Below are 14,257 nucleotides of genomic sequence, written 5' to 3' on the forward strand. Positions count from 1 at the left end.
TGCCGGCGCTGCGAATCGGACTGGCGGCGGTGCCGCGCGCGATCGCGGGCGACCCACCGGCCGGCGCGGCGCTTTCGCTGAAATGCGGCCGCACCCCGGAGGCCCCGCGGTCCCAGTTCATCACGTGCGCCGGCGCGTTACCGCGCCTGAACGATCCGTCCGTCACGGTGGTCCACGCCGAGGCATAGCGGCTTCCGTAGTGGCCGGCGTAGTACGACGGGCCGACGTTATAGAGGCCGAGCGAGGACACCGCGTGGTCGTTCCTGCCGAGCGGGCACCAGCTGACATAGCCGGGAGCCGCGGCCCACGACACGTACGCGGGTCCCCAGTGCGTCGCCGGAATCCAGAACCACTGGCCGCCCGACACACCCCACCGTCCATAGTGATGCGTCGGATAGCCAAAGGGATCTGCCGTGATCCACGTCCAGCCGTAGGCGGGATAGGAGGCCCAGGTGCCGTGGTAATAAGGATGCCAGTCCGTCGCCACGCGCGGGTACCAGACATAGCCGTACGTCTGCTGATACTGCCAGTCGCCGTACTGGTCGAACGTGGACGCGTATCCGCTCAGATCTGACGGGAGGTACTGCACCGACGCGCTCGTCGACGGGTACACGACGGCGTCCTGCTGGTCGACCCAGTGATCGAAGTCGTCGGCGATGGCTGAGTTGTAGGCGTAGGTGTACGACGGCAGGAGCCCGGCACTCGCGTAGGCGCGCTCGCCGGCCCGGACGGCGGTCGCGCCCTGCTCGGTCGAGATCTCGCCGCCGCCGCTCGTCACCGCCAACTCGAGCTGCAGCGCCGGACTCACGGCGTCAGGCGCCGCCGGCGCGCCGCGCAGCAGCGCGATGCGATATTCACCCGGCTGCGCGATGTGCGCCGAGCCGGCCGCCGAATCGACGCGATAGCTGACCTGCGCCCCCGAGGTGCGCCGGATGTCGAGGCGCACGCGTCCGTCAGCGAGCCGCAGCAGATCGTCGGCGAGGAGATCGACCGCGGTGTTCGTATCGAGCACCAGCCGGGCGCCATCCGCATACTGCACTTCCACCCGACCGTTCGAGGTGCGGAGCCGGTCGCCGCTCAACAGCGGCATGTTCAGCGGCGAGATCTCGACACGCCCGTCCCGCTGCAGGGTCGCCTCACCATCGACTCGCGCGATGTAGGCGGGCGCGTCGAATTGTGTGGGGGGCCTGGCTGACGCGTCAGCCGATTGCGGTTCTCGAGCCAGACCGGGGCCGCTCGGCGCCAGCGTCGCCAGGGTAAGAGCGGCGACAGCCACTCGGATGTGGAGACGTGGAGATGTCCACATTTTCCCATTTCCACACCTGCGCAGTTTTTGAAATTCCCGTTTGGGGCAGGGTGGCAATTGCCACTATAGCACTGACTTACGGGTTTCAGGCCTGCTCCGAATCGTCATACTTGACATGGCTTAGCTCACATTTTATACTTTGAGGGTTATAAAGCTTAGCGAAGGCGAGGACAATAGGACATGAGCAGCAAGATTATCGGCATCGACCTGGGCACCACGAACTCGGTCGTGGCGGTGATGGAGGGTGGGGAACCCGTCGTCATCACCAATCCGGAAGGCAGCCGCATCACGCCGTCAGTTGTGGGCTTCACCAAGTCGGGCGAGCGGCTCGTCGGGCAGGTCGCCAAGCGTCAGGCCGTGACGAATCCGGAGAACACCGTGTTCTCGATCAAGCGGTTCATGGGGCGCAAGTACGACGAAGTAAACGAGGAAATGAAGATGGTCCCGTACACGGTCGTGCGGGCGGGCAACGGCGACGTCCGTGTGAAGGCGGGCGGGAAGGAATATCCCCCGCCGGAAATCTCCGCGATGATCCTGCAGAAGCTGAAGCAGGCGGCCGAGGAATATCTCGGCCAGTCGGTGACCAAGGCGGTGATCACCGTTCCGGCGTACTTCAACGACGCGCAGCGGCAGGCGACCAAGGACGCCGGGCAGATCGCCGGCCTCGAGGTCATGCGCATCGTCAACGAGCCAACCGCGGCGGCGCTCGCCTACGGCCTGGACAAGAAAAAGGACGAGACGATCGCCGTCTATGACTTTGGCGGCGGCACGTTCGACATCTCGATCCTGGAAGTTGGCGAAGGGGTCGTCGAGGTCAAGGCGACCAACGGCGATACGCACCTGGGCGGGGACAACCTCGATCAGCGCATCATCGAGTGGATCGTCGCCGAGTTCAAGAAGACCGACGGCATCGATCTGTCGAAGGATCGGATGGCGTTGCAGCGGCTGAAGGAAGCGGCGGAGAAGGCGAAGATGGAGCTCTCCACGGTGATGGAGACCGACCTCAATCTGCCCTTCGTCACCGCCGATCAGACCGGTCCCAAGCATCTGCAGCTGAAGTTGACACGCGCCAAATTCGAGCAGCTGGTCGAGGACCTGTTGCAGAAGAGCGTCGGCCCGACCAAGCAGGCGCTCGCCGACGCCGGCGTCGACGCCAGCAAGATCGACGAGGTCGTGCTGGTCGGCGGCTCGACGCGTATTCCGCGCGTGCAGGCGATCGTCAAGGAGCTGTTCGGCAAGGAGCCGCACAAGGGCGTCAACCCGGACGAGGTCGTCGCGGTCGGCGCCGCGATCCAGGCCGGCGTGCTCGCCGGCGAGGTCAAGGACCTGCTGCTGCTCGACGTGACGCCGCTCTCGCTCGGCATCGAGACGATGGGCGGCGTGATGACGACGCTGATTCAGCGCAACACGACGATCCCGACGCGCAAGGGGGAGATGTTCTCGACCGCGGCGGACAACCAGACGAGCGTCGAGGTGCACGTGCTGCAGGGCGAGCGTCCGATGGCGCGCGACAACCGCACGCTCGGCCGCTTCCATCTGTCGGGTCTGCCGTCGGCGCCGCGCGGCGTGCCGCAGATCGAGGTCACCTTCGACATCGACGCCAACGGCATCGTCAACGTCTCGGCCAAGGACATGGCGACGCAGAAGGAGCAGAAGATCACCATCACCGCGTCGAGCGGCCTGAGCAAGGACGAAGTCGACAAGATGATGAAGGAAGCCGAGTCGCACGCCGAGGAGGACCGCCAGCGCAAGGAGGAGATCGAGACGCGCAATCATGCGGACCAGGCGGTCTATGGCGCCGAGAAGCTGGTGCGCGAGGCGGGCGACAAGCTGTCGCCGGCCGACCGTGCGCCGATCGAGAGCGCGATCGAGGACCTGAAGAAGGCGATCGAGCGCAACGACACCGCCGAGATGAAGCGGGCGATGGAGGGGCTGAACACCGTGCAGCACCGCGCCGCCGAGGCGATGTACAAGAACGCGAACGCCGCCGGCCCGCAGCCGGGCCAGGCCGGCGGTGCGCAGGCCTCGTCGAACCCTTCCGGCGGCACGTCGCCGAGCGGCGACGTCATCGATGCCGAAGTCGTCGAGGAGGAAAAGAAGTAACTCTAGAATCGGGTGATCGGGTGATCGGGTGATCGGCGAACCGCCCCATCACCCGATCGGACAGATCACCCGATCACCGGATCACCCGATTACGGTAACCCGATGGACCTCTACGCCCTTCTCGGTCTGGCGCCCGGCGCGACGTCCGCGGACATCAAACGGGCGCACCGGCGACTTGCGCGCCGCTATCACCCCGACATCAATCCGGGGGATCAGGCGGCCGAGCTGCTGTACCGGCGGATTCTCGAGGCGTATGAGACGCTCGTCGATCCGGAGCGGCGACGGCACTACGACGCCGGCGCGCCAAAGGTCGACGCGGCGACGTCGCCGCTCGAGTTCAGCGGATTCGATTTCTCCGCCGCGGCGTACGGCGCGCAGGCGGCCACCTTCAGCGAACTGTTTGCAGACGTGCTGCATCCGCTCGCTCCGGGCGAGGGACGGCCGGAGAACGGCGCCGACCTGCACGCGACGCTCGTGCTCGCGTTCGAGGAATCCATGCACGGCGGCGAGCGGCAGGTCGTCGTGACGCGCCAGGATGTCTGCCGCGCATGCCGCGGCGGCGGTGTCATCCGGACGCCGGAAGGACGTTGCGCGCCGTGCCACGGCACCGGCCACGTGCGCTGGGCGCGCGGGCACATGGTCTTCACGAAGGCTTGTGCCGCCTGCCATGGCAGCGGGCAGCAGCGCACGCTGCGCTGTGCCGCCTGCATCGGCTCGGGTCGGCAGGTTCGCACCGAGGCCGTCCCGGTCGCCGTGCCGCCCGGCATCGTCGAAGGCGCCCGGCTGCGCGTGCCCGAGATGGGGCATGCGGGGCGGCAGGGGGGACGTAACGGAGACCTCTACGTCAGCATCCAGGTCCAGCCGCATCCGGTGTTCCGACGGCAGGGTGACGATCTCTGCATGACGCTGCCGATCGGCGTCCACGAAGCGGTACTCGGCGCGCGCGTCGAGGTGCCGTCACTGGAGGGGCCAGTGCGTCTGCGGGTGCCGCCGGGCACACAGGCCGGCCAGCGTTTCCGGTTGCGTGAACGGGGCGTGCCCGTGCCCTCCGGCCGCGGTGACATCATCGTCGAAATTCGCATCGTGCTGCCGGCGATCGTCGATGAGCGGGGAAAGGAACTGATGCGCGAGTTCGGGAAGCTGTATGGCCAGTAAGCGCGGCGGCAAGGCGTACTACATGATCAGCGCGGTGGCGCAGAAGTACAGCATCCACCCGCAGACGCTGCGGCTGTACGAGCGCGAAGGGCTGCTCAAGCCGTCGCGCACCGAAGGGAACACGCGACTGTACTCGGAAGACGACCTCGAGCAGCTCGAGACCATCCTGTCGCTGACGCGCGATCTGGGCGTCAATCTCGCGGGTGTCGAGATCATCCTCAACATGCGGCGCAAGATGGAGCAGATGCAGGGAGAGGTCAACCAGTTCATGGAGTACGTGAAACACGAACTGGCGCGCGGCCTCGGCGACTGGGAGCAGCGCCTGAGTACGGCGCTGGTCAAGGCGTCGCCGGCGGAGCTCGTACGCGCGCATCAGCCGGTCGTCGACGCCGATCCGGCGCCGCCGGAAAAGATCACCGACGTCACGGCCAAATGACGAATGACGAAACGCTGAATGGTGTAAGATTCTGTCGGCCTTCGTCATCCGTCATCCCTCATCGACATGTGCGAGCGTTGCGACGACACCGGGTGGAAATCGGTTACCGACGACGGTGTCCGGCGCGTCGTCCGCTGTGACTGCTGGCGCGAAGGGCAGACGGCGCGTCTGCTCGAGGACGCGCGCATTCCGCCGCGTTACCGCGACTGCGATCTCTCGACGTTCGTCACCTATCCCAACGAGCGTCTGCTGGCGGCGGTTCGCCGCGCCCAGGCGTTCGCCGAGCACTTTCCCGCCGGCGACTACGCGCAGAAAGGCCTCTGTCTCATCGGTCCGCCCGGCATCGGCAAGACACACATCGCCGTCGCCGTGCTGCGGCGCGTCATCCTGACGCGCGGGGCGCGCGGCCTGTTCTACGACACGCGCGATCTGCTTCGACTGATCCGCAGCACCTACAATCCGCTCGTCCGCACCGCCGAAATGGACATCCTGCGGCCGGTGATGGAGGCGGACCTCCTGGTGCTCGACGATCTCGGATCGGAGAAGACCTCAGAGTGGGTGGAAGAGACGATGAACCTGATCGTCAACACCCGCTACAACGAGCGCCGGCACACGATCTTCACGTCGAACTACGACGACACGCCCGACGACGAGGACCCCAACTGCCTGAAGGCACGCATCGGATTCCGCATCCACTCGCGGCTGCACGAGATGTGCGAGTTCCTCGAGTTCGACGGCGCGGATTTCCGCCTGGGTCCGTCGACGCCGACCGGCGACGATCTGCTCACGCTCTGGAAGGCGCGGCCCACCCGCCGCACGACGCTGCCGACGCGCGCCAAAGGCCCCGTCCGGGCCCAGCTCAAGCCGGGGAAAGAGCTAGGCTGGAGTGGTGGCAAGCACGGGACGTAATTTGATCCGAGGGGCGTCGCCCCTCGGACTCCCCTACACGCGATCTCGCTCGCCGCTTCGCCGGCTCGCTCCGTTCGCGTGGCTCGCGCGCCCTGCGCGCTCGCGCTGCCGTTTGATCCGAGGGGCGTCGCCTCTCGGACTCCCCTACACGCGATCTCGCTCGCCGCTTGGCCGGCTCGCTCCGTTCGCGTGGCTCGCGCGCCCTGCGCGCTCGCGCCGCTGTACTCGTCACGATCGCTTCTGACATGGGTTCCAGGCCGCCGCACGACGACTCCGAGCCACGGCAACCGCTCGGCGTCTACGTTCACATTCCGTTCTGTTCGGCGATCTGCAACTACTGCAATTTCAATCGCGGGCTCTACGACGAAGCGCTGAAGACGCGCTATGTCGACGCGCTCGTCCGCGACGTCGCGGCGGCGTGGTCCGGTGACCCGCGCCTCGCGCCGTCCGCGTCGCCCCGCGCCGACACCATCTATTTCGGCGGCGGCACACCGTCGCTGCTCGATCCCGCGGACATCGCGCGCATCATCGCCGCCGTTCGGGATCGGTTCGACGTGGCGGCCGACAGCGAGATCACCCTCGAGACCAATCCCGAGACCGTCGATCAGCGGGCGCTGGAACGTTTCCGCCAGGCCGGTGTCAATCGACTGAGCTTCGGCGTCCAGTCGTTTCAGGACACCGAGCTGCGGCGCCTGGGCCGGATCCATACGGCGGATCGCGCCCGCGGGGCGGTGCGTGCCGCTCGGGCGGCAGGCTTCGACAACGTCAGCCTGGACTTGATGATGTGGCTGCCGGGGCAGAGTGTCGCCGACTGGCTGGCCAACGTCGACGCGCTGATCGCCGAGGCGCCCGACCATGCCTCGCTGTATCTCCTCGAGCTCTACCCGAACGCGCCCCTGAAAGACGAGATGGCGCGCGGCGGCTGGTCGCTGGCCCCCGATGACGACGCGGCCGAGATGTATCTGCGGGCGATGGAGCGTCTCGAGGCGGCAGGACTCGTGCAATACGAGATCTCGAACGTCGCTCGCCCGCGGCGCCAGTCGAGACACAATCTCAAGTACTGGACCGACGGCGAATGGCTGGCCTTCGGCTGCGGCGCGCACGCGACGATCGGCGGCGTCCGATCGCGGAACGTCGCTGGGACAGGAGACTACATCGATCGGATCACGAACGGCGTCAGTCCGGTGAGCGAGCGGCGTGTGATGACGCCGAGCGAGCGTCTGGAAGACGCGCTGTTCATGGGCCTGCGGTTGAATGAAGGAATCGACGTCGCGGCGGTAGGGCGCCGTTACGGGGTCGATGTCTTCGCGCGGTTCGGGCAGGCGCTGCGCCCATTCATGGACGCCGGATGGCTGCTGCGCGAGGGCGACGGGCTGCGCCTGACTCGGGATGGAATGCTGATGGCCAACGAAGTGATGGCTGTTTTCGTGTGATAGAGTGTCGGTTCCTTTCGCCCAAGGAGGAGATTGGGATGCGTTCTTTCGTGACATCGACTTTCGCGCTCGCGCTGGCCCTGGTGCCCGCCGTAGCCTTCGCACAGGCGACGCCGCCGCCGGCCCAACAGCCGCCCGCCGGTCAGCCACCCGCGGCTGCTCAGCCCGCGGCTGCTCAGCCCGCGACCCCCGCTGCGCCGAAACTTTCGTTCTCTACTCCCGCCGGTATGCTCCTCGTGCAGGTGAAGCCCGATCAGGCTGCCGCGTTCGAAGAGATGATCGGCAAGATCAAGACAGGCGTGGCGGCGTCTACTGATCCGTCGGTCAAGGCGCAGGCTGGAAGCTGGAAGGTCTACAAGGCTGCTGAGCCCGCGGCCGGCGGCAACATCATGTATGTCGTCCTCATCGATCCGGCCACGGCCAATACCGAATACCAGTTCTTCGAGGTGATTCAGAAGACGCTGACCGACGAGCAGAAGCGCGATCCGGCCACCGCGGAGATGTACAAGAAGTACGCCGCGGCGATCGCCGGCATGAACAAGCTGAACGTCACGCCGATCGGGCAGTAGACGCCGGCTGTTCGCAGCCGGCACATGTGTCTGCCGTGAAGGTTCTGACGATCGTATTTGGAGTGGCCGCGGCAGCGATGCCTGCCGCGGCGCTCGCCCAGGCCCAGACTCCCGCGGCACCGGCCGCCCAAACTCCCGTCGCGCCAGTTAGTCCGCCGGCCGTCCAGGCGCCAGGCACCCCGCCGCCTCCCGCCGTACCTGCCTCGCGCAAGTTCACGTCCGACGGCGGCATGATCTTCAACGTGATCAAGCCCGACAAGGGGCCTGATTTCGAAGCGGTGATGGCGAAGGTCAAAGAGGCGCTCAACAAGAGCGACAACCCGAAGCGCAAGCAGATGGCCCTCAGCTGGCGTGTGCTGAAGGGGGTCGAGGCCGGCCCGGGCGGCAATCTCGTCTACATTTTCTGGCTCGATCCGCCGGTGAAGGACGAGGACTATTCGATCACCAGCATTCTCGCCGACGGGTTCCCCAACGAAGCGCAGGATCTGTGGGCGAAGTTTACCGCCTGTTTTGCCAGCGGCCAGACGATGTTGAATCTCGCGCAGGTGCTCAACATGTCCCCCAACGCGGCCGTCGTGGCGAAGTAGCGAAGTCGCGACCGATTCCCCGGTCCCTCCTCAGAATTTCAGATTGAGACCGGCGTAGAACCGCTGCACGGGCGTGTGGCGCGGTGTCCCGTGCAGGTTGAAGACGCGATAGTCGAGGCGCAGCCGCAGCGGGCCGGCGAGGTTCATCTTGGCGCCGCCGCCGATGTTGCTGCCGAAGTTCGTTTCGATGGCATTGGGCTGCGTCGAGAGCGACTCGCGGTAGACGCCGCCGCCGAGCGTGCCGTAGAACTGGAAGCCGGCGATCGGGATCGGCGTCTGCAGCAGGCCGTTGAACATGAAGGTGCGCAGCGAGGGACCGCCGAATTCGACGTCTTCGCTGGTGTCGGCGTATTCCGCTTCGAACCCGATGATGACCAGCCCAGCGCCGATCGCGAACCCCTTCACGGGCCGATTCACGGGCGTCGGGTTGATGCCGAGAAAACCCGTGAGATCGGCGTAGGCCGGCACGGCGAAGGCAAGAAGACAGAAGAGAGAGAACGGCAGACAGATGCGGCGCATGGGGATGATCGTAACCCAACCTCCACGGCCCGACCTCCTCGCTATAATCACCACATGGACTTCCGCCCATCGGAGGAACAGGAGCTCCTGCGCAAGAGCGTGCGGGAGTTCGCCGAGGCGGAGATCCGGCCCCACGTCATGGAGTGGGACGAAGCGCAGCGCTTTCCGATCGACCTCCTGCCGAAGCTGGCTGCCCTCGGGCTGATGGGCATTCAGTTCGACGACCGCTACGGCGGCGCCGGCATGTCGGCGCTCGACTACTGCATCTGCATCGAAGAGCTGGCGCGCGTCTGCCCGGCGATCGCGCTGTCGGTGGCCGCGCACAACGGTCTGTGCTCGTCCCACATCAACATGTTCGGCAGCGAGGCGCAGAAGGCCCAGTACCTGCCTCGGCTCGTCACCGGGGAAGTCCTGGGCGCGTGGGGGCTGACCGAGGCAGCAGCCGGCAGCGATGCGGCGGGCATGCAGACCCGCGCCGAGCGCGACGGCGACAGCTGGGTGATCGACGGGTCGAAGCACTTCATCACGCACGGCAGCATCGGCGGTGTGATGGTCGTGATGGCGGTGACCGATCGGACGAAGGGCAGCCGCGGCATCTCCGCGTTCGTGGTCGAGCGAGGTACGCCGGGCATGACGCCGGGCAAGAAAGAGAACAAGCTCGGCATGCGGGCGAGCGACACCAGCGAAGTCGTGTTCACGGAATGCCGGGTACCGGCCTCGCAGATGCTCGGCGCCGAAGGGCAGGGTTTCATCAACACGCTGCAGGTGCTCGACGCCGGCCGTATCGGCATCGCCGCGCTCTCGGTTGGGCTCGCACAGGGGGCGTACGAAGCGGCGCGCCGCTACGCCAAGCAGCGCCGGCAGTTCGGGCAGCCGATTGCCGCGTTCCAGGCCATCCAGTGGAAGCTGGCCGACGCGGCGACGACGATCGAGGCGGGACGTCTGCTCACCTATCGCGCCGCTTACCTGAAGGATCTCGGACGGCGGATGACGCGCGAATCGGCGATGGCCAAGCTGTATGCGAGCGAGGTCGCCGTCCGCGTCGCCGACGACTGCGTGCAGATCCACGGCGGCTACGGTTTCGTCAAGGACTACCCGGCCGAAAAATACTTCCGCGACGTGAAGCTGCTCACCATCGGCGAGGGCACGAGCGAGATCCAGCGGCTGGTGATCGCCCGGCAACTGCTCGCCCAGTGAACAGCCTCCCGCTTGCCGAACGGGTGCTCGACGGCGATCCGCGCGCCGTGGCGCGCGCCATTACCCTGGTCGAAAACGAGGAGCCGGCCGGCGCCGATCTGGTGCGGGCGGTGTTCGGCCGCACCGGGCGCGCCTACCTGGCCGGCATCACCGGCGCCCCCGGCGCGGGCAAGAGCACGCTGGTCGATCGTCTGATTGCCGAGCTGCGGCGGCGCGACCTCACGGTCGGCGTCGTCGCCGTCGATCCGAGCAGCCCATTCAGCGGCGGCGCGCTGCTCGGCGATCGCGTACGCATGCAGTCGCACGTGGCCGACGCCGGCGTCTTCATCCGCAGCATGGCGACCCGCGGCCATCTCGGCGGGCTCGCCCGGGCCACCGCGGACGCGGCGCTCGTCCTCGATGCCGCGGGGCGCGACTACGTCCTCATCGAGACCGTCGGCGTCGGCCAGGACGAGGTCGACATCGTCAGGACCGCCGACGTGTCGATCGTCGTGCTGGTGCCAGGCAGCGGCGACGACGTGCAGGCGCTGAAGGCCGGAATCATGGAGATTGCCGACATCTTCGTGGTCAACAAGGCGGATCGGGATGGGGCCGACCGCACGGTCGCGTCGATCGAGGCGATGCTCTCGCTCGAGTCGTTCGAAGGCGCCCGCTGGCGCCCGCCCATCGTCAAGACGGACGCCACGACAGGCACGGGCGTCGGCGAGCTGATGGACGTCATCGAGCGCTTTCGCGCGCATACCGCGGCGCGGCTCGGAGAGCGGCGCCGCGCGCGGGCGGAGTTCCGCGTGCAGGAGCTGCTGGCGCAGCGCTTCGTGCGGCACGTCGCGTCGAGCGTGCTGTCGGCGGGGGAGTTCGAATCGATGCTCGACCGGATTGCCGCCCGCGAGGCCGATCCGTATTCGGTCACCGACGAAATCGTCGGCCGGGCGCTGGCCACGCGCGACGTGCCGCTCAGTCGCCCCGAGCTTGACCACGTCGGCATCGCCGTCTCGGATCTGCCCCAGGCGCTGGCGTTCTACCGTGACGCGCTGGGGCTTGCCGTGGGCGCGCCGGAGGACGTGGCCAGCCAGCGCGTGCGGGCGCATTTCATCCAGGCGGGCGGCGCGGCACTGGAACTGCTCGAAGGCACCGCAGACGATTCGCCGATCGCGAAGTATCTGCACACGCGCGGCCCAGGGCTTCACCACCTCACGCTGCGCGTCCCCGACATCGGCGCGGCGCTGGCGCGGCTGAAGGAGAACGGCATCCGGCTGATTGACGACGAGCCGCGGCATGGGGCGCACGGCTCGCTCGTCGCATTCATCCATCCCTCATCGGCGCACGGCGTCCTTGTCGAGCTCAAGCAGGGATGAGCGTGCCTTCCCCAGGTCGTCCCCTTCGCATCGGGGAACTCGAACTCCTTCCTCTTCTCGACCGTCACTTCCGGCTCGACGGCGGCGCGATGTTCGGCGTCGTGCCCAAGCCGCTGTGGGAGGCGCGAACGAGCGCCGACGCCCGTAACCGCATTCCACTTGCCATGCGGCCGCTCCTCGTCAAGGGCGCGCGCCTGATGATCATCGACGCGGGCGCCGGCGACAAGATGCCGGCCAAGCTGGAGGAGATCTACGGTTTCGAGAAGGCAGAGAGCCTTGACCGGTCGCTCACGGCGGTTGGGCTGAGCGCCGCCGACGTCGACATCGTGCTCGCGTCGCATCTCCACTTCGACCACGCCGGCGGCTTCACCGTCCGCGACGCGTCGGGCGCCCTCCTGCCTCGGTTCCCGAAGGCGCGATACGTGATCAACGCGGGCGAGTGGGAGGACGCCACCCATCCGCACGAACGCAACCGGGCCAGCTATTTCGACGAGAACTACCGGCCGCTCCAGGAGGCCGGCGTGGTCGACTTCACCACCGGCGACGCCGAGATCATGCCCGGCGTCCGCGTCCGCTGCACCGGCGGCCACACCCGCTGGCACCAGATCGTGTATCTGGAATCGGGCGGACGGACCGCGGTGTTTGCGGCCGACCTGATTCCCACGACGGCGCACGTCGACGTGCCGTGGATCATGGGCTACGACCTCTATCCCATGGAGACGCTCGCGTTCAAGCGCGCGTTCGTCCGCGAGGCGATCGAGCGCGAGTACGTTATCTTCTTCGAGCATGATCCGGAGGTGGCGGCCGGTTGCATCCGGCAGGCGAACGGCCGCCTCTACGTAGAACCTGTATAACGAGCCATCGGCTTATCGATTATGAGCGACGCGATCAAGATCGGGATCATCGGCGGCTCGGGCCTCTACGACATGGCGGAGCTCACCGACCGCGAGGAACGGCGGCTGACGACGCCTTTTGGCGATCCCTCCGATCCGTATGTCGTCGGCATGCTGAGCGGCCAGCGGGTGGCGTTCCTGGCGCGGCACGGCGCCGGGCACCGCTTCACGCCGAGCGAGCTGAACTACCGCGCCAACATCTTCGGCATGAAGATGCTGGGCGTCGAGTACATCCTCTCGGCGAGCGCCGTTGGATCGCTCCAGGAGCAGTACGTTCCGCAGCACCTCGTCATCCCCGATCAGTTCTTCGATCGCACCAAGGGGCGGGTCAGTACCTTTTTCGGCCACGGCCTGGTCGCACACGTGGCGTTCGCGCACCCCGTATGCGGACGTCTCGGCGACGTCGCCTACGAGGCGTGCACGGCGGTCGGCGCGACGGTGCACCGCGGCGGCGCCTATGTGTGCATGGAGGGGCCGCAATTCTCGACGCTCGCCGAGTCGAAGCTCTATCGATCGTGGGGCATGGACATCATCGGGATGACCAACCTGCAGGAGGCCAAGCTCTCGCGCGAGGCCGAGATCTGTTACGCGACGATCGCGCTCGTCACCGACTACGACTGCTGGCACCCGGCCCACGACTCGGTCACGGTCGAGATGATCATCCAGAATCTCGTTGCCAACGCGAAAACGGCGCAGGCGGTCATCGCCGATGCCGTGTCGCGGCTGCCCTACGAACGGACGTGCGAGTGCGCCGGCGCGCTGCAGCACGCGATTCTCACCCGTCCCGACGCGGTGCCCGCGCGCGTCAAGCAGGACCTTGCGCCGATCATCGGCAGGTACATGAAATAGATGTCGACCGTCGTCACTGGCTCGATCGCGTTCGACTACCTGATGTCGTTTCCGGGGAAGTTCACCGAGCACATCCTTCCGGAGCACATGCATCGCGTCAGTCTGAGTTTCCTGGTCGACTCGATGGACAAGCGGCGCGGCGGCTGCGCCCCCAACATCGCCTATACGCTGGCGCTGCTCGGCGAGCGGCCGCGGCTGATGGGAACCGCGGGGCAGGATTTCGACGATTACCGCCGGTGGCTCGAGGCCGCCGGGGTCGACACCTCGCTCGTGCGGCAGGTGTCCGACAAGTTCACCGCGTCGTTCTTCTGCAGCACCGACGCCGACAGCAACCAGATCGCCTCGTTCTACACCGGCGCGATGGCCAACGCCGCCGAACTCTCGTTCCGGGATGCCGGCACCTGCACGATGGCGATCATCTCTCCGAACGATCCGGCCGCGATGGTGCAGTATGCCGAGGAGTGCCGGGCGCTGAGCGTGCCCTATGTCTGGGATCCCGGGCAGCAGTGCGCGCGGATGAGCGGCGCCGAGCTGGCCGCCGGCTTGCGCGGGTCGGCGATCACCATCTGCAACGACTACGAATTCGAGCTGCTTCGCCAGAAGACCGGCCTCGATGCCGACGCGGTGCTGGGGCAGACCGGCGCGCTGATCGTGACATGCGGCGAGCGCGGTTCGACGGTGCGCCAGGGCGCGCGTGAGATCTCGGTGCCGGCCGTCCCGCCGCAGCGCATCGTCGATCCGACCGGCGTGGGTGACGCGTTCCGCGGTGGCCTGCTCAAGGGGCTGGCGATGCGCGTGCCGCTCGAGGTGTGCTGCCGGCTCGGCAGCGTCGCGGCCACCTACGCGCTGGAGCACCTCGGAGGCCAGTCTCACGCGTACACGTGGGGCGAGTTCCGGAACCGCTACGAAGCCCAGTTCGGCCGGCTCGAACATCCCGCCGTGTAGC

At 67.1% G+C, this 14,257-nt stretch carries 14 protein-coding genes; 12 read left to right on the forward strand and 2 right to left on the reverse strand.

What is annotated here, in order from left to right; all coding sequences use genetic code 11:
• Positions 1–1,276 (reverse strand): DUF6600 domain-containing protein (locus VGI12_15670; protein ID HEY2434113.1); only part of this gene is annotated, 1,276 nt, incomplete at its 3' end.
• Positions 1,277–1,486: 210 nt separating this feature from the next.
• Between VGI12_15670 and dnaK the strand changes: the two genes are divergently transcribed.
• From dnaK to VGI12_15705, 7 genes are all read left to right on the forward strand, one after another.
• Positions 1,487–3,409, forward strand: coding sequence for a molecular chaperone DnaK (gene dnaK, locus VGI12_15675; protein HEY2434114.1), 1,923 nt, complete (start codon positions 1,487–1,489; stop codon positions 3,407–3,409).
• Positions 3,410–3,511: 102 nt separating this feature from the next.
• On the forward strand, positions 3,512–4,564 hold the full coding sequence (locus VGI12_15680; GenBank protein ID HEY2434115.1) for a J domain-containing protein: 1,053 nt from the start codon (positions 3,512–3,514) through the stop codon (positions 4,562–4,564).
• A complete protein-coding gene (locus VGI12_15685) occupies positions 4,554–5,000 on the forward strand; it encodes a helix-turn-helix transcriptional regulator (GenBank protein ID HEY2434116.1) in 447 nt (148 codons plus the stop codon). Before VGI12_15680 ends, VGI12_15685 begins: the two co-directional genes overlap by 11 nt.
• Positions 5,001–5,066: 66 nt before the next feature.
• Positions 5,067–5,909: an ATP-binding protein gene (locus VGI12_15690; protein HEY2434117.1), complete on the forward strand. Its 843-nt coding sequence runs from the start codon at positions 5,067–5,069 to the stop codon at positions 5,907–5,909.
• 245 nt (positions 5,910–6,154) lie between these two features.
• Positions 6,155–7,342 carry a radical SAM family heme chaperone HemW gene (gene hemW, locus VGI12_15695; protein HEY2434118.1) on the forward strand — a complete coding sequence of 396 codons (1,188 nt, stop codon included), beginning with the start codon at positions 6,155–6,157 and terminating at the stop codon, positions 7,340–7,342.
• A gap of 227 nt (positions 7,343–7,569) precedes the next feature.
• Positions 7,570–7,911: a hypothetical protein gene (locus VGI12_15700; GenBank protein ID HEY2434119.1), complete on the forward strand. Its 342-nt coding sequence runs from the start codon at positions 7,570–7,572 to the stop codon at positions 7,909–7,911.
• Positions 7,912–7,946: 35 nt separating this feature from the next.
• Positions 7,947–8,498 carry a hypothetical protein gene (locus tag VGI12_15705; protein HEY2434120.1) on the forward strand — a complete coding sequence of 184 codons (552 nt, stop codon included), beginning with the start codon at positions 7,947–7,949 and terminating at the stop codon, positions 8,496–8,498.
• Between the two features lie 30 nt (positions 8,499–8,528).
• On the opposite strand, the gene VGI12_15710 is transcribed toward VGI12_15705, so the two are convergent.
• The gene (locus VGI12_15710; GenBank protein HEY2434121.1) at positions 8,529–9,017 is read right to left on the reverse strand and encodes an outer membrane beta-barrel protein; all 489 of its coding nucleotides are present in this window, start codon (positions 9,015–9,017) and stop codon (positions 8,529–8,531) included.
• A 54-nt stretch (positions 9,018–9,071) separates the two neighbouring features.
• Between VGI12_15710 and VGI12_15715 the strand changes: the two genes are divergently transcribed.
• From VGI12_15715 to VGI12_15735, 5 genes are read left to right on the forward strand one after another with little or no spacing between them, the layout of a single operon-like run.
• Positions 9,072–10,214 carry an acyl-CoA dehydrogenase gene (locus VGI12_15715; GenBank protein ID HEY2434122.1) on the forward strand — a complete coding sequence of 381 codons (1,143 nt, stop codon included), beginning with the start codon at positions 9,072–9,074 and terminating at the stop codon, positions 10,212–10,214.
• Positions 10,211–11,569, forward strand: coding sequence for a methylmalonyl Co-A mutase-associated GTPase MeaB (gene meaB, locus VGI12_15720; GenBank protein ID HEY2434123.1), 1,359 nt, complete (start codon positions 10,211–10,213; stop codon positions 11,567–11,569). Before VGI12_15715 ends, meaB begins: the two co-directional genes overlap by 4 nt.
• Before the next feature lie 2 nt (positions 11,570–11,571).
• Positions 11,572–12,423 (forward strand): MBL fold metallo-hydrolase, encoded by an 852-nt coding sequence (locus tag VGI12_15725; protein ID HEY2434124.1) that lies wholly within the window; start codon positions 11,572–11,574, stop codon positions 12,421–12,423.
• A 21-nt stretch (positions 12,424–12,444) separates the two neighbouring features.
• Entirely contained in the window at positions 12,445–13,311 is an 867-nt protein-coding gene (gene mtnP, locus VGI12_15730; protein HEY2434125.1) for an S-methyl-5'-thioadenosine phosphorylase, read from the forward strand.
• Positions 13,312–14,256 (forward strand): carbohydrate kinase family protein, encoded by a 945-nt coding sequence (locus VGI12_15735; protein ID HEY2434126.1) that lies wholly within the window; start codon positions 13,312–13,314, stop codon positions 14,254–14,256. It abuts the gene before it with no gap.
• Position 14,257 lies beyond the last annotated feature (1 nt).

This window comes from Vicinamibacterales bacterium (assembly GCA_036496585.1).
Lineage (GTDB): Bacteria > Acidobacteriota > Vicinamibacteria > Vicinamibacterales > 2-12-FULL-66-21 > JAICSD01.